The organism is Sphingopyxis sp. YR583, from assembly GCF_900108295.1.
Classification (GTDB): Bacteria; Pseudomonadota; Alphaproteobacteria; order Sphingomonadales; family Sphingomonadaceae; genus Sphingopyxis.
Genome location: NZ_FNWK01000001.1, coordinates 1 through 19,236, shown reverse-complemented (window position 1 = coordinate 19,236; position 19,236 = coordinate 1). Strand labels below are relative to the sequence as shown.

The 19,236-nt window shown below is 64.8% G+C and carries 24 protein-coding genes and 1 pseudogene; 9 read left to right on the top strand and 16 right to left on the bottom strand.

The window, feature by feature from the left end; all coding sequences use genetic code 11:
* Positions 1-10: 10 nt before the first annotated feature.
* Entirely contained in the window at positions 11-505 is a 495-nt protein-coding gene (locus BLW56_RS00120; protein ID WP_093508676.1) for a hypothetical protein, read from the bottom strand.
* A 56-nt stretch (positions 506-561) separates the two neighbouring features.
* On the bottom strand, positions 562-1,389 hold the full coding sequence (locus BLW56_RS00115) for an alpha/beta fold hydrolase (RefSeq protein WP_093510696.1): 828 nt from the start codon (positions 1,387-1,389) through the stop codon (positions 562-564).
* 138 nt (positions 1,390-1,527) lie between these two features.
* Here BLW56_RS00115 and BLW56_RS00110 point away from each other — a divergent pair, with 138 nt between their 5' ends.
* The 5 genes and pseudogenes from BLW56_RS00110 (at position 1,528) to BLW56_RS00090 (ending at position 6,273) form a co-directional block, all read left to right on the top strand.
* Positions 1,528-2,538 (top strand): GlxA family transcriptional regulator, encoded by a 1,011-nt coding sequence (locus BLW56_RS00110; protein WP_093508675.1) that lies wholly within the window; start codon positions 1,528-1,530, stop codon positions 2,536-2,538.
* 91 nt (positions 2,539-2,629) lie between these two features.
* Positions 2,630-2,980 (top strand): annotated as a pseudogene (locus BLW56_RS00105) (YciI family protein); the annotation flags it as partial.
* A 135-nt stretch (positions 2,981-3,115) separates the two neighbouring features.
* Complete coding sequence (locus BLW56_RS00100) at positions 3,116-4,378, top strand: RNA polymerase sigma factor (RefSeq protein ID WP_093510695.1); 1,263 nt, start codon at positions 3,116-3,118, stop codon at positions 4,376-4,378.
* On the top strand, positions 4,375-5,046 hold the full coding sequence (locus BLW56_RS00095) for a DUF6445 family protein (protein ID WP_177175734.1): 672 nt from the start codon (positions 4,375-4,377) through the stop codon (positions 5,044-5,046). The genes BLW56_RS00100 and BLW56_RS00095 overlap by 4 nt, the downstream gene beginning before the upstream one ends.
* Positions 5,047-5,196: 150 nt before the next feature.
* Complete coding sequence (locus BLW56_RS00090) at positions 5,197-6,273, top strand: choice-of-anchor A family protein (protein WP_371262196.1); 1,077 nt, start codon at positions 5,197-5,199, stop codon at positions 6,271-6,273.
* 35 nt (positions 6,274-6,308) lie between these two features.
* Here the strand turns inward: BLW56_RS00090 and BLW56_RS00085 are convergent, their stop codons facing one another.
* On the bottom strand, positions 6,309-7,271 hold the full coding sequence (locus tag BLW56_RS00085; RefSeq protein WP_093508672.1) for an SDR family NAD(P)-dependent oxidoreductase: 963 nt from the start codon (positions 7,269-7,271) through the stop codon (positions 6,309-6,311).
* Between the two features lie 176 nt (positions 7,272-7,447).
* Between BLW56_RS00085 and BLW56_RS00080 the strand changes: the two genes are divergently transcribed.
* Positions 7,448-8,353 (top strand): AraC family transcriptional regulator, encoded by a 906-nt coding sequence (locus BLW56_RS00080; protein WP_093508671.1) that lies wholly within the window; start codon positions 7,448-7,450, stop codon positions 8,351-8,353.
* A gap of 15 nt (positions 8,354-8,368) precedes the next feature.
* Here the strand turns inward: BLW56_RS00080 and BLW56_RS00075 are convergent, their stop codons facing one another.
* From BLW56_RS00075 to BLW56_RS00050, 7 genes are all read right to left on the bottom strand, one after another.
* The gene (locus tag BLW56_RS00075; protein ID WP_093508670.1) at positions 8,369-8,575 is read right to left on the bottom strand and encodes a hypothetical protein; all 207 of its coding nucleotides are present in this window, start codon (positions 8,573-8,575) and stop codon (positions 8,369-8,371) included.
* A 28-nt stretch (positions 8,576-8,603) separates the two neighbouring features.
* Positions 8,604-8,756, bottom strand: a complete 153-nt coding sequence (locus tag BLW56_RS20480; RefSeq protein ID WP_177175733.1) for a hypothetical protein — start codon at positions 8,754-8,756, stop codon at positions 8,604-8,606.
* Between the two features lie 83 nt (positions 8,757-8,839).
* A complete protein-coding gene (gene infA / locus BLW56_RS00070; protein ID WP_093508669.1) occupies positions 8,840-9,103 on the bottom strand; it encodes a translation initiation factor IF-1 in 264 nt (87 codons plus the stop codon).
* A 3-nt stretch (positions 9,104-9,106) separates the two neighbouring features.
* Positions 9,107-9,313: a cold-shock protein gene (locus tag BLW56_RS00065; RefSeq protein WP_093508668.1), complete on the bottom strand. Its 207-nt coding sequence runs from the start codon at positions 9,311-9,313 to the stop codon at positions 9,107-9,109.
* Between the two features lie 298 nt (positions 9,314-9,611).
* Positions 9,612-9,833, bottom strand: a complete 222-nt coding sequence (locus tag BLW56_RS00060) for a hypothetical protein (protein WP_093508667.1) — start codon at positions 9,831-9,833, stop codon at positions 9,612-9,614.
* Entirely contained in the window at positions 9,830-10,138 is a 309-nt protein-coding gene (locus BLW56_RS00055; RefSeq protein ID WP_093508666.1) for a hypothetical protein, read from the bottom strand. Before BLW56_RS00055 ends, BLW56_RS00060 begins: the two co-directional genes overlap by 4 nt.
* Before the next feature lie 115 nt (positions 10,139-10,253).
* Entirely contained in the window at positions 10,254-11,198 is a 945-nt protein-coding gene (locus BLW56_RS00050) for a hypothetical protein (protein ID WP_093508665.1), read from the bottom strand.
* Positions 11,199-11,308: 110 nt separating this feature from the next.
* Here BLW56_RS00050 and BLW56_RS00045 point away from each other — a divergent pair, with 110 nt between their 5' ends.
* On the top strand, positions 11,309-11,710 hold the full coding sequence (locus tag BLW56_RS00045; protein WP_143043314.1) for a hypothetical protein: 402 nt from the start codon (positions 11,309-11,311) through the stop codon (positions 11,708-11,710).
* A gap of 18 nt (positions 11,711-11,728) precedes the next feature.
* Here the strand turns inward: BLW56_RS00045 and leuA are convergent, their stop codons facing one another.
* From leuA to BLW56_RS00025, 4 genes are all read right to left on the bottom strand, one after another.
* The gene (gene leuA, locus BLW56_RS00040; protein ID WP_093508663.1) at positions 11,729-13,393 is read right to left on the bottom strand and encodes a 2-isopropylmalate synthase; all 1,665 of its coding nucleotides are present in this window, start codon (positions 13,391-13,393) and stop codon (positions 11,729-11,731) included.
* A gap of 203 nt (positions 13,394-13,596) precedes the next feature.
* Positions 13,597-14,082, bottom strand: a complete 486-nt coding sequence (locus BLW56_RS00035) for a rhodanese-like domain-containing protein (protein ID WP_093508662.1) — start codon at positions 14,080-14,082, stop codon at positions 13,597-13,599.
* A 142-nt stretch (positions 14,083-14,224) separates the two neighbouring features.
* Positions 14,225-14,575, bottom strand: coding sequence for a hypothetical protein (locus BLW56_RS00030; protein WP_093508661.1), 351 nt, complete (start codon positions 14,573-14,575; stop codon positions 14,225-14,227).
* An 85-nt stretch (positions 14,576-14,660) separates the two neighbouring features.
* Complete coding sequence (locus tag BLW56_RS00025; RefSeq protein WP_093508660.1) at positions 14,661-15,302, bottom strand: YceI family protein; 642 nt, start codon at positions 15,300-15,302, stop codon at positions 14,661-14,663.
* Positions 15,303-15,483: 181 nt separating this feature from the next.
* Here BLW56_RS00025 and BLW56_RS00020 point away from each other — a divergent pair, with 181 nt between their 5' ends.
* A complete protein-coding gene (locus BLW56_RS00020) occupies positions 15,484-16,590 on the top strand; it encodes a helix-turn-helix transcriptional regulator (protein ID WP_093508659.1) in 1,107 nt (368 codons plus the stop codon).
* Positions 16,591-16,850: 260 nt separating this feature from the next.
* Here BLW56_RS00020 and BLW56_RS00015 read toward each other — a convergent pair whose 3' ends face one another.
* Together BLW56_RS00015 and BLW56_RS00010 are read right to left on the bottom strand one after the other, a co-directional pair.
* Positions 16,851-17,981 carry an RNA ligase gene (locus tag BLW56_RS00015; protein ID WP_093508658.1) on the bottom strand — a complete coding sequence of 377 codons (1,131 nt, stop codon included), beginning with the start codon at positions 17,979-17,981 and terminating at the stop codon, positions 16,851-16,853.
* A 293-nt stretch (positions 17,982-18,274) separates the two neighbouring features.
* A complete protein-coding gene (locus tag BLW56_RS00010) occupies positions 18,275-18,685 on the bottom strand; it encodes a hypothetical protein (protein ID WP_093508657.1) in 411 nt (136 codons plus the stop codon).
* Between the two features lie 207 nt (positions 18,686-18,892).
* Between BLW56_RS00010 and BLW56_RS00005 the strand changes: the two genes are divergently transcribed.
* The gene (locus tag BLW56_RS00005; protein WP_256203229.1) at positions 18,893-19,135 is read left to right on the top strand and encodes a hypothetical protein; all 243 of its coding nucleotides are present in this window, start codon (positions 18,893-18,895) and stop codon (positions 19,133-19,135) included.
* Positions 19,136-19,236: the final 101 nt, after the last annotated feature.

Here is a 19,236-nt window from a genome sequence, read left to right as displayed (position 1 = left end):
GGTGCGAAGGTCAGTCGGCGATCGGACGGCGGCTCGCCTTGGCCGCCAGATAACCAAGCCCGACCATGACGATCAGCAGGGCGCCCTGTGCCACGGCGAAGGGCGGTTCGGTGCCGTTCGGTGCGAGCGCGTTTAGCGTGGGCACTTTCAGGAAGGACTGGACGACGAGCACGAAGAGGTTGAGCCAGAGCGCCATCGTCGCGGTGATCGCGTAGACCTGTGCGGCGCGGCCGGCGAGCTTGCGGGCGTACCAGGCCCAGAAAGCGACCGCGAGGACCAGCGTCGAGACGATCCCGGTGCCGAGCGCCGGCGTGAAGGCGACGATCGGGAAGAGGAAGCCGGTCAGGCTGGTCAGAAGCGTGAACCAGAGGAAGACAGAATTGGTTCGAGGCAGGATGTGCCCGCGGGCAAAGGCGGGAAGCGCAATGATGCCAGCAATGATGCCGACGAAGCTGATCAGCACATGCAGAGTGGTGAATTGCGGGATGGTCAGACCGAGGATCATGGCACGTCTCCTTTATGTGAGAGGAGGCGCGGTCGGGGGCCCGCGCCTCTTACCTATCAGTTGTTGATGAATTCGAGAAGGTCGGCGTTGAACCGGTCCTGCTCGGTGACGGTCAGGCCGTGGCTGCCGCCCTTGTAGACCTTGAGCACCGCCTGCTTGACGATCTTGACCGTCGAGAGCGCCGCGGCGCCGATCGGCACGATCTGGTCGTCGTCGCCGTGGAGGACGAGCGTCGGCTTGTCGAACTTCTTCAAATCTTCGTTGAAGTCGCTTTCCGAGAAGGCGCGGATGCTGTCGAGCAGGCCCTTCAGGCCGCCGTTCATGCCCTGACGGACGAATTCGTCGCGGACGGCTTCGGAAACCGCGGCGCCTTCGCGATTGTAGCCGTAGAAGGGGATCGTCAGATCCTTAAAGAACTGCGGACGGTTGTCGAACGTGCCCTTGCGGATGCCGTCGAAGACGTCGAGCGGAAGGCCGTCGGGGTTGGCTTCGGTCTTCAGCATCAGCGGGGGGACCGCGCCGATCAGCGCGACCTTGGCGACGCGGCCGGTGCCGTGCCGGCCGACGTAGCGGGTGACTTCGCCGCCGCCGGTCGAGTGACCGACGAGGATGACGTCCTTGAGGTCCAGCTGTTCGATCAGTTCGGCGAGGTCGTCGGCATATTGGTCCATCGTGTTGTTGTCCCAGACCTGATCCGAACGGCCGTGGCTGCGGCGGTCGTGGGCGATGGTGCGGAAGCCCTGGTTAGCGAAGAAAACCATCTGGGCATCCCAGGCGTCGGCAGAGAGCGGCCAGCCGTGCGAGAAGACGATCGGCTGGGCGTCCTTCGGGCCCCAGTCTTTGAAGAAGATGTTGGTGCCGTCCTTGGTGGTGATCGTGGTCATCATGCGTTCCTTTCGTATCTGGCGAGGCGGGTTCGTCCGCCGGTGATCTGGAGATAGGCTGGTCCGGGCTTGTGCGGGATTGGCGGACACGACATTATGCGGGTCAAATCCGACATATGTGCAATTGGGGGAGGCGAGATGCCCAAGTTGAAGGTGCCGGACGTCCCGACCGCGTTGGTCGAGGTCGGAATGATGCTGTACCCCGACTGCCAGACCGGGATGGTTCACGGCATCACCGACCTGTTCCACGTCGCCGGGCGGTTCGCGGTCGATCACGGCCGCCGCCCGATCCGGGTCAGCCATTGGCGGTTGCAGGAGGGCGGAGGGTTCGCTCGCTGTTACGACAGTCATGCCGAGGAACGCGCCGCCAATTCGCCCGCGGTGCTGATCGCGCCGGGCAGCCTGCACAAATTGCTCGAGCCGGGCGAGGTCGAACCTTATGCGCGCTGGCTGCTCGACCGGCACGCGCAGGGCACGGTGCTCGCGTCGAATTGCGGCGGCGCCTTTGCGCTGGCGGCGACGGGATTGCTCAGCGGTCGGCCGGCAACGACGCACTGGTTCTTTGCCGAGGAGTTTAAGAGCCGCTTTCCCGACGTCAGGATGGAAGCCGACCGGATGGTGGTCGACGATGGCGATATCGTCACGGCGGGCGGGCTGATGGCGTGGACCGATCTGGGGCTGCGCATCGTCGAACGGCTATTGGGGCCGACGGTGATGATGGAGACCGCGCGCTTCCTGCTGATCGACCCGTCGGGGCGCGAGCAGAAGAATTATGCGAGCTTTGCGCCGAGGCTCAACCATGGCGACGAGGCGATATTAAAGGTGCAGCACTGGTTGCAGGCGAAGGGCGCGGGGCCGGTCGCGGTGCCCGAGATGGCGGGCGAGGCGGGGATGGAGGAACGGACCTTCCAGCGCCGCTTCAAGGCCGCGACGGGGATGACGCCGGTCGAATATGTCCAGCATATCCGCGTCGGCAAGGCGCGCGAATTGCTGGAATTCACCAAGCGGACGGTCGACCAGATCGCATGGTCGGTGGGTTATGAGGACGCGGCGGCGTTCCGCAAATTGTTCCACCGCCTGATAGGGCTTTCGCCGCACGAATATCGCCAGCGTTTTTCGACCCCGCAGTCGCTGGCCGAGGTCGCCTGAAAACTTTTTCCCGGCGCGTGTCGATTTGGCGGACACTCGTTCGTCGTGTTGGCAGGAGCCGCTTTTGGCCCGATCGAAAAGGAGATCGACGATGCGTGTAATGGTCTTTGTCAAAGCGACCGAGGATAGCGAAAAGGGCCTGCCGCCAACCGAGGACATGACCGAAATGTTCGAGGCGATGGGCAAGTTCAACGAGGAACTGGTGAATGCCGGGGTGATGGTCGATGGCGACGGGCTCAAGCCCTCGTCGTTCGGCAAGCGCATCGCCTTCGACGGCGCGAGCCGCGCGGTGATCGACGGGCCCTTTGCCGAGACGCGCGAACTCGTTGCCGGCTATTGGGTCTGGGAGGTCAAGGACATGGACGAGGCGGTCGCATGGGCGAAGCGTTGTCCGAACCCGATGCCGGGGCCGAGCGAACTCGAAATCCGGCCCTTCTACGAGATGGAGGATTTCGGCGACGCGATGACGCCTGAACTTGCCGCGCAGGAACAGAAGCTGCGCGAGAAGATGAGCGGCGAATAGGTCTTGGCGGACGCCATGCTTGCCTCTCCTGCTTCGTTGTCCGAGAAGGCAGGCATGGCGACCAATGAGACCCATCGCGCGATTGAAGCGGTGTTCCGGATCGAGCGTGCGCGGTTGATCGCCGCGCTCGCCCGGATGACGCGCGACGTCGACCGCGCCGAGGAAATGGCGCAGGAGGCGCTGCTGATCGCGCTGACCGAGTGGCCGAAGTCGGGCGTGCCCGACAATCCGGGCGCCTGGCTGGCCGCGGCGGCGAAGCGGCGGGTGATCGACGGGGTGCGGCACCATGCGATGCGGGAGCGGAAACATGCCGAAATCGCCCGCGAACTGGACGAGGAACGCGATATGAGCGCGGAGGCGGTCGAGGCGGCGCTCGACGATCCGCTGGGCGGCGAACTGCTCGGGCTGATCTTTGCCGCCTGTCATCCGGTGATTTCGCCCGAGGCGCGCGCAGCGCTGACGCTGCGGCTGGTCGGCGGGCTGACGGTCGAGGAGATTGCGCGCGCCTTCCTGTCGAACGAGGCGGCGATCGCGGCGCGGATCACGCGGGCGAAAAAGGCGATCGCCAAGGCGGGGGTGGCGTTCGAGGTTCCGCGCGGGGCGGAGCTTCAGGCGCGGCTCGGTTCGGTGATCGAGGTCGTCTATCTGATCTTCAACGAAGGCTATGCTGCGACCACGGGGCCGTCGCTTGTGCGCCCGCCTTTATGCGCCGAGGGGCAGCGGCTCGGGCGGATTTTGGCCGGGCTGATGCCCGATCAAGCCGAGGTGCTGGGTTTGCTCGCGCTGATGGAAATCCAGGCGTCGCGGCTGGCGGCGCGGGCGGGGCCCGATGGGCGGTTCGTGCCGCTGACCGAGCAGAACCGGGCGCGGTGGGATCAGTTGCTGATCCGTCGCGGGCTTAACGCGCTGGGTCGCGCCGAGGCGCTGGGCGGGGCGGATGGACCTTATGCTTTGCAGGCGGCGCTCGCGGCGTGCCATGCGCGGGCGCGCTCGGCGGAGGACACCGACTGGCAGCATATCGCGACCCTTTACGACCGGCTGGGGGAGGTGATGCCGTCGCCGGTGGTCGAGCTGAATCGCGCAGTGGCGTACAGCATGGCGTTCGGTCCTGAAGCCGGATTGCGGCTGGTCGATGCGATCGCAGAGGAGGCCGCGCTTCGGAACTATGCGCCGCTGCCCGCCGCGCGCGGCGACTTCCTCTTTCGCGCCGGGCGGCCGGGAGAAGCGAAGGCAGAGTTCGAGGCGGCGGCCGCATTGTCGGGCAACGAGCGTGAGCGCGAGTTCCTGCTGGCCCGCGCCGCCGAATGCACCCGATGACGACAGTCACGGTCGAGAGCATCGGCGTCGAAGCGCAGCCGCTCGTCGTCCTCGATGATTTCGCGCCCGATCCCGATGGCTTGCGGCGTTTTGCGCAGGCCGCGGAATTCGCCCCGGCGTTCAACCATTTCCCGGGCGTGCGGGCGGCGTTGCCCACCGACTATCTCGCGATGCAGCTCCCCGTCATTGCGGCAGCGGCCGCCGAAGCATTCGGGCGGACGGGGCCGATCACCGTCGTCGACGCGAGTTTTTCGATCGTGTCGACCCCGACGGGCGAACTTACCATCCCGCAGCGCCTGCCGCATATCGACGCCTTCACCGAGGATCGCATCGCGCTCATCCATTATCTCTCGCCGGCCGGCGGCGACGGCACCGCCTTCTTTCGCCACCGCTCTACCGGCTTCGAGACGGTCGATGATGCACGGCGCGACCTGTTCTTTCGGCACCTCGACATCGAGTTGCGCCACCGCGGGGTGCCGCCACCCGAATATGTGCTGGGGGATACGCCGCTGTTCGAATGCATCCGCACCGAGCCGGCGCGCTACAATCGCGCGCTGCTCTATCGCAGCTGGAACCTCCATAGCGGGGCGATCTCGCCGGATAATATGCTGTCGGCGGATCCCGGGATGGGGCGGCTGACGGTGACGGGCTTCCTTTCCATAGGGTAAGAGCGCGCCCGCCGCGATTTTGACACGGCTGCGCGACGGTTTTGGGCCGCTGTTCCGGAACGGGACAACGGCCTGTCGCACTTCAGTGTAAGCCGGGCGATGAACGCCCTATGGGCGCTCGCCTTCCCATTGATAACTGGACTATAACCCGTGGCCCTTTCGACCCGCATCCTGTTCTCCGCCGCCGTCGTAGCGACTGCGTTGACGCTGCCTGCGCTGGCGCAGAGCAAGGCGATCACCGGCATCGACGCGCTGCGCGAATGGAATCTCGTCGTGCTCGGCAATCTCGAATCCTCTTCCGAAGTTGAAGGGCGGACGTTTGTTGGCGGCAACCTCGGCGGCAATTCGTCGAATTACGGTATCCGTGCCACGACCTCGCCGAATGGGCAGCCGGGGCTGACCGTCGTCGGCAATGTCACGGGCAGCCACAAGAATCTGAACAACGGATCGGGCGCGGTGATCGGCGGCAATGTGTCGAGCGGCTTCAACCTCAACGGTCCGAACCAGACGGTGAAGGTCGGCGGGACGATCAGCAATACCAACGTCAATCAGAACAAAGTCATCTCGAACCTCGACCGGAGCGATCCCGGATTCGGGCTGGCGCTGCAACAGCAGAAAACCGATTTGAAGGGCAGCATGGGCAGCCTGTCGTTCGAGATGGGGGCGCTCAAGTCGAACAGCCAGCTGACGGTGCAGGGCAATCGCGGCACGTTCACGGCGCAACCGAATGCACAGGGGCTCGCGGTATTCAACATCACGGCGGCGGACCTCGACAAGATCGGCGAGATCCAGTTCAATCTCAATGGCGCCGACACCGCGATCGTCAATGTCAGCGGCCGGTCGATCAACCTCAATGACAATTTCCTCGGTGGTACCAACAATCTGGGTGAACGGGTGATCTGGAATTTCCCCGAGGCTGAGGATCTGAAGCTGACCACCGCATGGGGCGGATCGGTGCTCGCGCCGCTCGCCGATGCGGAAACGCGCAATTACATCCAGGGATCGGCGGTGTTCGGCAATCTCAAGCAGAATGGCGAGATGCATATCGGGACGTTCAAGGGCGGCTATACGACATCGCCATCGGGCGGCAGTTCGAGCGGCGGCGACAGTTCGACCGGCGGCGGAGCAACGCCGGTGCCCGAGCCCGGAATGGCCGGGCTGTTCGGGCTGGGTGTCGGCGGCTTGATCCTTTGGCGCCGACGTCGGATGCAAAGGACCGCCGAATAGGGCGACCCGCTAAGGGGCCGCCCTGTGGTTCGGGGTCAGAAACGCTCGCCAACCATTTCCTCGCTCTTCGCCCACAGCGCCTTGGCGTTGTCGGGGTCGATCGCATAGGCGCGGACGCCGGCGCGCAGGCTTTCGTCGTCGGCAAGCTCGGCGACGTGGCAATCCTCGAGATAGCGTCCGCCGACCTCGGCCGGATCGGCGACGGCGGCGGCCCAGACCGAGGTGGCCGCTCCCTGCGGGATCGACTTGAACTCGAACTCCTCGCCGCCCGACGCGCGCGCTGCGGCGTTGACCTGTTCGAGTAAGGCTTCGATCGCGCCTTCGTCGAGGTGACGGCCGAGTTCGGTGTGAATGCCGCCCGGGTGGAGCGCGATCCCGCGCACGCCGCGATCCCTGTGGCGGCGGTCGAACTCGACGGCGAACAGGATGTTCGCGGTCTTCGCGCGGCCATAGGCGGCCCAAGGCTCGTAATCGCCATTGTCGAAGTTCGGGTCGTCGAGGTTCACGTTCGAGAAGCGGTGCCCCGAGGAAGCGAGGCTGACGAAGCGGCCGCCGTCCTTGATCAGCGAAGCGATGCGGTTGACGAAGGTGAAGTGGCCCAAATGATTGGTGCCGAACTGCGTTTCGAAACCGTCGGCGGTCTTGCCGAAGGGCGTCGCCATCACGCCGGCATTGGCGATGACGACGTCAAACTTGCGGCCGCCGGCGACGAGCGCATCGGTGGCGGCGCGGACGCTGGCGAGCGAGGCGAGGTCGAGCTGGATCAGCTCGAAGCTGCCGCCGCTTTTCGCCGCGGCGTCGCGGACTTCGGCGGTCGCGCCTTCGGCCTTGGTCAGGTCGCGCGCCGCGCCGACGACATCGGCGCCGTGGACGACGAGAGCGCGGGCGGTCTCGACGCCGAGCCCGGCCGAGACGCCGGTGACGAGGAAGCGCTTGCCGCTGAGGTCGACGCCGGCCAGCACGTCGTCGGTGGTCGATTTGGCATTGAACTGGGTCATGATGGACTCCTTGCGTTGCAGGGCGGGGGAGGGGATGCCCTGTCGCAATCAAGATAGGCCGGACGTTCGGCATTGCGCTGCCCGATCATGGCGTTCGCTTGCCTATTTCTATCAATGGAAAGCGTCGTTCTGGTCCAAGTCTTGTGTTCGGTCGCGCTGCATCCGATGTTGCAAGCATGCAAGACAGGCTCGACTCGATCTGCGCACAGGTGCTGCGCCACGCGGTTTCTCCCTATTATGAGACGCCGGTGCCGCGGCTGGTCGTCGCGACGCAATGCGCGCCGACGAGCGGGGTCGCGACCGTTTACGAACCCGTCACCTGCCTGATCCTGCAAGGAACGAAGCAGGTCGTGATTGGCGACCAGGTGCTGCGATACGATGCGTCGAGCTATTTCGTCGCATCGCTCGACCTGCCGGCGGTCGGCCGGGTGGTCGAGGCGACAGCCGACAAACCCTATGTCGCCGCGGCGCTGCGCCTCGACCGCGCCGTGCTTGCCGACCTGATCGCCAGCATGGATCCCGCGGCCATCGGTCATGCCGCATCGGGCGACCTTGCGGGCTTTGCCGTCGCATCGGTGACCGAGGAGTTGGTCGAGGCGTGGGCGGGGCTGCTCGGACTGCTCGACCGTCCCGGCGACGTCGCGATGCTGGCGCCGATGCGGGAGCGTGAGATCCTCTATCGCCTGTTGCAAGGGCCGCTGGGCGGGCAGCTTTGTGCCATTGCCCAGGAAGACAGCAGATTGTCGCGGGTTCGGCGGGCGATATTGTGGATGCACGACCATTTCGACACGCTGCTGCCGACGGCAAAGCTGGCGGAGATCGCCGGGATGAGCGTTGCGTCCTTTCATCGGCATTTCAAGGCGGCGACGGCGATGAGCCCGCTGCAGTTCCAGAAGACGCTGCGCCTGCACGCGGCGCGGCGGCTGCTGGCGGGGGGTAGCGAGGCGAGCCGCGCGGCCTATTCGGTGGGGTATGAGAGCGCATCGCAGTTCAGCCGCGAATATGCCCGGGCGTTCGGGATGCCGCCCTCGCGCGACGCCGAGCGGCTGCGCGGAATGGTGCAGGTGGGGGCGGCGGTCTAGTCCGCCGCCGCACATTCAGACTTTCGCCACCGCAGCGGCGGCAGCAGCCAGCGCGTCCTTTTCGGCGCGCAATTGTTCGGTGTGGAGCAGCTTGTCGGCCATCGCCTGCCATGCCGCGGCGGCGCGCAAATTGCGGTCGCGGACCTGCGTCAGCGCCGAGGCTTCGGCCTCTGCGGTGCATTTTTCGGCCTGCGTGACATAGAATTCGATGGTGGCCGACATGGCTGCTTCCTTGTTTATGGGTGGTCGATCAATCGACCATATCGGCGATCAGACGCCGAAGCTCGCGGCGCGACAGCGTCGGGCGGCGGCGGCGCGGCGGGTTCGCTGTCATCGCCTTGCCGGCCAGCGAAAGCGCGGGCAGAGCGGGGAAAATCGAATTATTATTATTGAACATAGTCATCATCTTTATCTTTGGTTTTAAATATTCTGGTTGTTGGAGGCGGCGCCTTTGCGCCGGCCCCTTTGGTCAGAGCCCGCGTTTGGTCAGAGCCCGCGCCGTTTGCGCTGGCTCGGTGCGACCGGCCCGCTTCCGCGTTCGCGGTAGACGAGGCGGCCCTTGCTGAGGTCATAGGGCGTCATTTCGACGCGCACGGCGTCGCCGACGACCGACCGGATGCGGAAACGCCGCATCCGGCCTGCCGTGTAGACGATCACCCGATGACCATTTTCGAGCACGACGCCGAAGCGTCCATCGGGCAGGATCTCGTCGATCTGCCCCTCGAAAGTCATCAGTTCCTCTTTGGCCAATAATCAGGCCGACTGGAGGTTGATCGCCGAAACCTTGCCGTTGCGGCCGGTTTCAAGTTCGTAGGAGACACGCTGTTCCTTGTGGAGCGTGTCCATGCCCGCGGCCTGGACCGCGGTGATGTGGACGAAGCTGTCGCCCGAGCCGTCTTCATTTTCGATGAAGCCATAACCCTTGTCGGTGTTGAAGAATTTTACGGTGCCGATGGCCATGAGATGTTTCCTTTCACGAGAAACGGGAATCCACCGGCAAAAGCACCGGCGGAGCTGGTAGCGTGTGAAGGGAAGAGTCTGCCCCAAGGGGCCGTCAAATTCCGTCGCATGCGACGTTAGCTCGCCGAATATGGGAGAATAATGTCGAAAAGTCAAGGTTGCGTCCAATTGCCGCAAAATCGCCGCCGATCGGGGCGGAGTATTTCATCGGGGGCGCAAGCCGAAATTCGTATCGCTGGTCCGGGCATTATCCGGCCGGAGAGGACGGCAAGGAACGAATATTTGCCGCCATCGGCCATCATTGCTGCGGCGGGCGATAAAAGCGATAACGGTCGACTTCGCCGTCGATGATGTTCGCGGCGAGCCGCCGGCGGATCTCCTCGGCGCCGTCGCGAGTCATGCAGACCAGTCGCGTGCCACCCGATTTCAGCGGCTCGATCGCGCTGATGCCGATGCGCGCGGCGCGGCAGATCGCGATCAGCTCGCTTTCGGCGAGACCGAGATTGATCGCGCGCGTCATGTATCGTTCGCGGCGCGCGCGCGGATCGCGTCGGCGACGCGGGCGAAACCCTCGACACTCGCGGTTGCGAGCGCCAGCGGGCGGCCGCCGAGTTCGGCATCCTCGCCGTTGAGAAAGGCGATCGCCGGATCGCGCCCGCCCATGTGGAGGAAGGCGAGCTGGCTGATATCACCCTGTCGCTGCACCTCGTCACGCGGCAGCGGGGTATGGGTCTTGCGAAACATATAGCCGCTGCGCGGCTTCGCGGGCGTCGGGGTTTCGGGGCCGCCGGGCCGCGTGTCGGAATCGGGGGTGTCGGACGGCATCGGCGCGGCTCCTCTTGCGTAAGCGGGAGCGCGCGGTCTCTCAGCCGCGGCGGCCTACAGGACGTATGTGCCGCGATGGCTTTTATATGGGGACGCGCGTCGTGGATTGTAAGGGCTAGCCGCTGGCCGATTTGCGCGCCTCTCCGTCCTGCGCTTCGGGATCGTTGGCGGGATCGGGAAGGGCGAAGAAGGCGCGGCGGGCGGCTTCGCCGGCTTTGCGCAAGGGGGCATAGGCCCTGGCGCAGGCCTCCTCCCACGCGATTTCCTCCTCGGCATCGAGGCTGCGTTCATAATCCTCGTCGCCGAACCGGCCTTCCTCGCTGCCGACAAAATCCTCGGGCGGCGGGAAATTGGTGCGCAGTTCGCCGGTGACGTCGTCGGTCCAGATCGTCATCGCCGCCGCCTGTTCCTCCGGGGTCGGCTCGTCTTCGCAGGCGTCTTCGGGCTCATTGTCGGAAAGCGCGGAAATCTGCGCAACTTCACTCGCGATTCCAGTGCCGCGCCACAGGGTGGCGAGCGGGTTGGCGCGGTTATCGCGGCCGGCGAGCCAGAGCGCGAGGGCGGCGTTATGCCCCTCGGCCTGTGCGTTGTCGGCATCCACGTCGAAAAGTGCGAGGAAACCCGGCCAGTCGCCGGCGATGATCCGCGCGAGCATTTCCTCGCCCGCCTGCGCGCGCGTTTCGACCATGCGGTCGAGCCGCGCGAGCATCGCGAGGCCGAGGCGCGATTCGATGCGGCGGCGTTTGGTGAGGCTGCGGTCCTCCTCGCGCATGACGGTGGTCATCTCCTCATGCCCCCAGATCGCGCGGTCGAGCAGTTCGTCGGCGAGCCGCCCGCGCGCGATCAGCACCGCCGCCGCCCAGCCGAGTTTGAACGCCGCACCCTGCGTCTTGTGCTTGAGGTCGTAGGTGGCGCGCGGCGACATGCCGACCGAGGTGCTGGCGATCTTCACCGACCCGGTGGTCGCAAGGCTCTCCAGAAACGCGCGCTGGAGTTTGGGTGTCCAGTGATAGCTGCCGGGGGCGGGGATGTCGGCGGGATTGGGGGCGGCGTCGTCCATCGATTCGTCCTTTCGGTTTGGTGAAACCGATAGAATGAACCATATAGGTGAAATGTAGGAAAGGGTAAATTTTTCTCCCCTCTTATGCTGCGAGGTGACATAGAGGACTTGTGCTTTCCAATTCTTGCGACATAGCGCCGGAAAATGCTCGTGCGACGCCATCCAGGGTAACGTTTGCTCCGCTAGTTAAACTAGCGGCTTATCAAGAGCTTTTGCATAAAAGCGGGATAAAGCCCGAATCCATTGAAGATAAGATATCTTCAATCAAAGCGCAGAAGATAACGAATATCTTCTTTTTGCCTGCCGGGGGCGATTTGGCGGAAGACCATATCGTCCGCTTGGATGAGGCGCAGTCAATGCCGGTCTCGATCCATGAAAAAAGTGAAGAGAGAGAGAAGCTCTTTACGCTTAGTATGGCTGGGTTTTACATGCTGGTCTTCAAGATTTCGGTTCATTTCTGCCGTCTTCAAGAGGGTATCCCAAGGGGACACGCGGCGGCGACTGCTGCTTAATGACGCCATACTCCCGCTCTAAGCCCCATTAGCCGCCGACAAAATCGCCCGCACGCTCGCCGTCGCGACGTCGGTATCCAGACCGCAGCCGAACAGGCTCCTGCCGTCCGCGGTGCGGCATTCGACATAGGCCGCGGCCTGCACATTGCTGCCCTGGCCGATCGCGTGCTCGCTGTAATCGACGATGTCCATCACCGGGCCGCCGCTTTCGCTGAGTGCGGCGATGACGCTCGACATCAGGCCGTTGCCGCGGCCGCTGACGCTGCGCGGGGTGCCGTCGATGGTGAGCTTGCCGGCGAAGATGCGGTCGGTGCCCGAGTGCGTCTCCGACCAGTCGACGAGCTGGAAGCGCTTGGCTTCGGTCGCCAGATATTGGCGCTCGAAGGCGTGCCAGATGTCCTCGGCGCCGAGTTCGCGGCTCGTTTCGTCCGCCAGCGCCTGCACGACATGGCTGAAGCTCGCCTGCATTTTCTTGGGCAGTTTCAGGCCCTTGTCCTGTTCGAGCACCCATGCGACGCCGCCCTTGCCCGACTGGCTGTTGACGCGGATCACCGCTTCGTAGCTGCGGCCGAGGTCGGCGGGGTCGATGGGCAGATAGGGGACTTCCCAGCGCTCGTCATTCTGGCGCTCGCGCGCGGCGAAGCCTTTCTTGATCGCGTCCTGGTGGCTGCCCGAAAAGGCGGTGTAGACGAGCTCGCCGCCATAGGGGTGGCGCGGGTGGACGGGCAGATTGTTGCAATATTCGACCGTCTGGATGACCTCGTCGATGTTCGAGAAGTCGAGCTGCGGGTCGACGCCCTGCGTGTACATGTTGAGCGCGACAGTGACGAGGCAGGTGTTGCCGGTGCGCTCGCCATTGCCGAACAGGCAGCCCTCGACGCGGTCGGCGCCCGCGAGCAGGCCGAGCTCGGCCGCCGCGACGCCGGTGCCGCGGTCGTTGTGGGTGTGCAAGGAGATGATCGCGCGGTCGCGGTTGGGCAAATTCTTGCAGAAATATTCGATCTGGTCGGCATAGATGTTCGCAGTCGACGCCTCGACCGTTGCGGGGAGGTTGAGGATGATCGGCTTGTCGGCGGTCGGCTGGAGGATGTCCATCACCGCCTCGCAGCAGGCGATGCTGAAATCGAGCTCGGCGGTCGAGAAGGTTTCGGGGCTATATTCGAAGCGCCAGTCGGTGCCGGGCAGGCGCGCGGCATTGTCGCGGAGCTGCTTTGCGCCCTCGATCGCGATGCCCCTGATCTCGTCCATCTCCATGCCGAAGACGATCTTGCGCCACGCGGGGCTGACCGCGTTATAGACGTGGACGATCGCGGTCTTTGCGCCTTCGAGGCTGTCGAAGCTGGTGCGGATGAGGTCGGCGCGGCTTTGCGTCAGCACCTGCGGCGTGACGTCGCCCGGGATGCGGCCGTTCTTGACCAGTCCCGAGATGAAGTCGAATTCGGTCGCGCCCGCGCTGGGGAAGCCGACCTCGATCTCCTTGAAGCCGCATTTGACGAGCAGGTCGAAGAAACGCGCCTTTTTCTCGGCATCCATCGGGTCGATCAGCGACTGGTTGCCGTCGCGCATGTCGGTGGAGAGCCAGATCGGCGCAGTCGTGGTGACGCGGCCGGGCCATTCGCGGTTCGCCAAGGGAACCTGCGGGAAGGCGGAATATTTCGCGGACGGGTCGCGGAGCATGGTCATGGTGTGAAAACTTCTTCTGGTGGTTGCGAGTGCTTGTCGATCGGACCCTTGAGCGGGTGGCCGCGACTAGCGCGCAGCCAGTGTCACGCCCAAGGGCGTGTAAGTCGCAGAAGAAGAAGGGCGTTGCCGCGCATGGCGGCTCTAGTGATGCAAAATGTCGCGCTTGGCAAGGGGGGAATGCGAAAATTGCGCGGGATATGCGCTCAGCCGGTCACCCACTCGACCTTCGGATCGGTGAAATCGACGACGTCGGCGAGTTCGCGGACGTTCGGATAGCCATAGCCGACGAGATTGATGAAGGTCTGGATATTGAGCGCGAGTGGCGCCGATTTGAGCGGCACGGGGCTGCGGTGGTTCGAGAAATTATTGTTGCAATAGATGAGGATGGGGCGGTCGGGGTTCGCGCCGATCACCGCGGCGAGGCTCTCCGCCGTGAAGTCGGTGAGCGGGAGGTTGACCGCGCCCTTGATATGGCCGCGCTGGAATGCGTCCTTCGAGCGCGCGTCGAGAAGGAGGGTGCCGGGTTTCGCGGCCTCGGCCTTGAACGCGTCGAACTTGACGAGGCGGGTGGCGCGTTCGGGGGCGACGCTGGCGGTGAGCGCCTGAAAGCCGGGATAGTCGATCTGCGGGTTGGCTTGGGCGAAGGCGGGGGTGGCTGTCAGGGTGAGAGCGAGAAGCAGGGTGCGCATGGTGATCCTCCCTTGAATGGAGGGGACGCTACGCCGGCTTGGCTGGCTCTGCGATGAACCGAAAATGTCGCCGGGCCGCCTTGCCAGCCAAATGGGCATGCGGCGGCCCGGCGCAGTGCAGGGGACTATCGAGGGGCGAGCGTCAGGCGGCTTCGCTCTCGTCGTCCTCGTCCCACGGTTCGAAAACCTCGTCCTCGATCAGATTGTCGACCGCATGGACGCGGACGGCGATGCACCAGTCCTGAAGCTCGCCTTCCCATGCGGCCTCGACTTCGGTGAGGGCGTCGGTCGCGTCCGCGGGGCGATCGCCGACGAGGTCGAAATCCTGCATGCCGTCGTCGGGCGGGGTGATGGTGACATGCGGTTCGAGCCGGACGTTGGTCCAGCCCGCGGTGGGCGCGAGGCCCTCGACCTCGACAATCAGCAGCGGATTTTCCTCGTCGCCGTCGATCGAGGCGTTCACTTCGACAATTTCGCGGACCAGTTCGCTCATCACATGGCTCCTGTACGAAAAGGGGCGGGGCCATCGCTGGTCCCGCCCCCGTTCATACGCGGCGCGTGTGACAGATTGGGGTGCGTTACTGCTTTTCGAACGCGGCGTGGATTTCGAGTTCGACTTCGTCGCTGACCATCGGGATGCCCATCGAAATGCCGAAATCGCTGCGCTTGATCGTGGTTTCGGCCTGGAAGCCGATCGTTTCCTTCTTGTTCATGCCGACGCCCGCGCCGTGGAAATCGACGTCGAGGGAGACGGGCTTGGTCACGCCGTTGAGCGTGAGGTTGCCGGTGACCTTGGCCTCGTCGCCATCATCGTCGAGGACGACGCGGGTCGAGACGAATTTGGCGTCGGCGGGGGCGGCGCCGAAGAAGTCGGGCTTGCCGCCATCCTTGCCGGCGCGGAGCAGGTGGCTGGTCAGGCCGGCGCTGGCGGTCGTGACTTTCGACACGGGGATCGTCACGTCGACCTTGGCGGCGGCGAGATTTTTGGGATCGATCACGAGCGTACCGGTCACGTCGCCGAAGATGCCGGTATATTTGCTGAAGCCGAGGTGATCGACTTCCCACACGACCATCGTGTGGCCGGCATCGGCGGCGTAGGTGCCCGCGGTGACGCGTGATTTGTCGGGGGCGCCGGGGGCGGAACCGCCCTGTGCGAGGACGATCGGGGTCGCGACGACGGCGACAAGGGCAGCGGCGGCGTAGGGGAGGATGCGGCGCATGGGAAATCTCCTGTTGGGGAAGGCGCGAAGCTAGGCGAAGCGACCGGACGGCGTCAACAAGCGGCCCGGAAACGCTGCGTTTCGCTTCGCACGCCGAAGATCATATCATCGCAAGTCGCTTGTGTTGCGCGCTTTTTCATGCTGCAACGCAGCAACTGCTGAGGCTGGGGGGCCTTGCATCATGGATAGCCTGTTCGTCCGCGAGGCGGGCGAGATCGAAAACGCCTTTCTGGCGGCGCCGTTCGAGGAGGACGGCTGGAACGCGGCGCTGCGCCTGTTCGCGCGGCGAACGCGCTCTTCGCACGCGCAATTGCTGGGGCTGGGCGACGAGGCGACGCTGTTCAACTTCATGCCCGATATCGACGCCGCCTATCAATGCGAATTCCAGGAAATCGAAGGATGGCGGCCCGAGGTCAACTGGCGCGTCGCGGCAAGCGGCCGCCCGCTCGAGATCGTGAGCGAGGTGCATTACGACATTGCGCGCGAGCATAGCGGCACCGACGATTATGAGGACCATATCCGCCGCTGGGGCGGGGTGCATGGCTGTCAGACGGTGCTGGTCGAGGGCGAGGGGCTGCTCGTCGGGCTCGCGGCGCTGCATTCCGAACGCGAGGGCCGGACCGCAAGCCGCGACCGCAATATGTTCGCCACCGGCGCAACCTATGCGCTGGCGGCGGTCCGGATGCAGCAGGCGATGGCGCAGCGCGGCGCGGCGATGACCGTGGGGGCATTCGATGCGATCGGCGTCGCGGCGTTTCTGATCGACCGGCACGGCGCCGTCGCGGCGCTGTCGGCGGCGGCCGAGGCGATCGTCGGCGACCGTGCGGACGGCGCGCTGCGGCTTCGTCGCGGGCGGCTGGGCGCCGCGCGGCGCGATGCCGACACGCTGTTGCAGGAGGCGCTGGTCCGCGCGCTGAACGGGGAGGCGATGCAGCAGTATTGGATCGGATCGCCGCGCGACGGCGGTCCGGGCATGTTGTGTGAATTGTTCCGCCTGCCGCGGCGCGAATGGGATTTCGGTTTCGACCCGCGGGTGCTGGTCGTGGTGCGGCGCGCAGCCGATATCCCCGCGATGCGGACCGCGCCGCTGCGCGCGGCGCTGGGCCTGACCGCGTCAGAGGCCGAGATCGCGTTGCGGCTGGCGAATGGCGAGGCGCGCGAGGATATTGCGACGGCGCGCGGGACGAGCGCGCAGACTTTGGGCACGCAGATCAAGTCGATCTTGCGCAAGAGCGATGTGGCGCGCGAAGCCGAGCTGACGGCGCTGGTGAACCGGCTGTTGCGGTAAAGCGGGGAAGGACCTGGAAAGGATATCGACGGTGGGTCGCGACCGCCGATATCCCCCAGCCGAACGCCGGTGCCACAGGAGCGGCCGCGCCCGGTTTTCGATTGCCCCCACACACAATCAAGTCCCTCTGACGCGCCCGATATCAGCGATGTAGAAGGGGGTCATACCCCGCGCGGGGTATATGCGACGAGTGGAGGCGGGTCGTGCCCGGCCGTGAAAAATGGGCCGGGAGATCGCTCTCCCGGCCCCGTCCAATCCGCTCAGCCGGTGGTTTCGGACACGAAATGCCGCATCTTGTGCGACGGTTCATATCCGTCCAGCCGATTGGCATCGGGCCGGATCGCCTGCATCACGGCATGCCGCGACTTGGGGTGGCCCATCGGATCGCCGTTCTTGCGGACGGTGAAGACGAAGCGCCGCGCCTCTGGATCGAGCGTCTGCAGGCTGAGCCCGACCTGCTTGTCGTCGAGATGCGCGACCGCATCCACCGTCGCGCGGATCCGCGCCTGCAGCGCGCCGAGCCTTTCGGTCAGGATCGAACGAATGGTGTCGAAATCATACCACAGCTCTTCGGGGATCACCCGCCGCATCGTGTCGAGATCGTCGCCGTCGTTCATCAGGTTCCAGATACCGAGCGGGGTGACGTTGGAAATCAACGCATGGACCCGCCGATATTCGGCGCCCTTGACCTTCAGCCGCAGGCCGCTGGCGAATTGCACGACATAGCCTTCGTCATCGGCGGGCAGCGCATCGGCATGCGCGACCATCGCCGCCGCGCTGTCGAACCGATACCGCCGCGCCGCGCGCCAGCCGATCCGGTCGGCGAGCGTGACGATGTCCGCATAGGGCAGCTCGAACCCCCCGGCATCATAGGCGCCGAGGAAAACGAGCGCGCTTTCGTCATATTTCACGACGATGCGGTTTTCCGGATACACCGCCTCGGCCAGATAGGTCGTACCCGGCACGAGCACCGAAAGGTCGGTGCGATCGACGATGTCCTGCGCCCAGCGGCCCTGCGCGGATTCGAACGATCCGCGCGTGACCGCGTTCCAGCGGTCCGCATGGTGGAACAGGATGATCAGGCTGCCGTCGAGCTTTTCATACACTTCGAACGGCTCGTCGGGGATCGTCTCGTCCATCTCGCCCAGATTGAAAAATTTGGGGAAGGGGGTCGCGACGATACGCTGCGCGCCCGGGTCGAGGATCAATCCGCGCGCGACCATTGAAAAGTCGTTCCAGCCGCGGTCGTACACGCAGCTGTTGGTGTATTTGTAGAGCATCAGCCCACCCGGCCCCTGCCGGCTGGTGACCAGATTTGCCGCGACCGCCTGATCCAGCCCGGCGACAAGCCGGTCATAGGGGATGGTCCGTGCGAAATGCTGTTGCGTCATAACTCGTTACCGCCTTGTCATTGCCCGACAGGCTGGCACGAGATCGTCAAGATATGGAAAACCCCGTGCAATGCCTTTGCCGGGGTTTGTGGATGGTCCGTCTAGACCGTTCCATGCCCCGTGCGCGCGCCTTTCGACACGGCAAAATGATTTGCCGCGACGTAGGTCATGGGAAGGGCGCGTAGCTGGGTCATGGGGCGCCGCGTCTAGGAGCGATCGGGGCCGGGGTCAAAGCCGAAATCCGGCGCGCGCTGTTCCGGAATGGAACGCGGGCGGCGATGGACGGGCGCGCGTCAGGGCGCGCGGCGCGCCTCGAACCACTGGCGCATCGCGGCGGCGGCGCAGCCGGTGAAGCCGTAGGAGCCGACGGGCGAGCAACTGCCGGGGCGGGTGGCGCGAGCGACATTGTCATAACCCTCGACCGCCGAGGCCCAGCTGCCGCCGCCGGCGGGGACATCTTCCTTGATTTCCTCGCGCAGTTCCTTGGGCACGCGGTAGCGTTCGGTTTCGGGTTGCTGCGCGCAGACGACGATTTCGTCGCCCTGCGCTTCGGGGCAGGGTTCGTCGCCATAGGTGTAGAGGACCGAGGTGCGTTGCGGCGGCTCGGCCGACTGGGCGAGCGAGCTGTCATTCTGTGCGAACGCGGGCGCGGCGAGCGCAAGCGTCGCGAAGAGGGGGAGGAGGAGGCCGGCACTAGTTTTCATAATCGATCGCGTTCCCAGACCCCGTATCCCCGCGGCGCAGATTGATGCGCCGAGATGAACCTAAGCCGAACCCGCCGGGCGTAACCCGTTGCGTTTCGGGGGGCGACGCATTCGAGATGGTGATTGGGCGACGGGAAACCAAGTGGTGGCTTGGGGTTGTGGATGCCTAGGTCGGCTTTGGGGTGGTTTGCGGACGTTGCGCGGATCGTGGAGATCGGCCAAGATAAAGCTATGAATGACTATCAATGCTGGTTTTGCGGCGAGAGCATCGCACGGGCCGACGAGGGCGCGGTAATCGTTAATATCGAGAGCTTGTGGCGCTGGGATGCGGGTTCGCTAGGTGATGATGGTCCGTCGCAGGATATCTATGCTCACTCTATATGCGCAAAAGAGCAAATGAAGGGCGCAACGATGAACCTTGAGCCAAACGTCTTTGGCGAGGAAGGCTGAACGTCCGCAATCGGTCGTTTCCTGCCATAACAGCCAGATCGGCGGCATATGTCGCGAATGGGGTGGAAAGAGGACATAGGATTGGTAGGTCTATGGCCCAA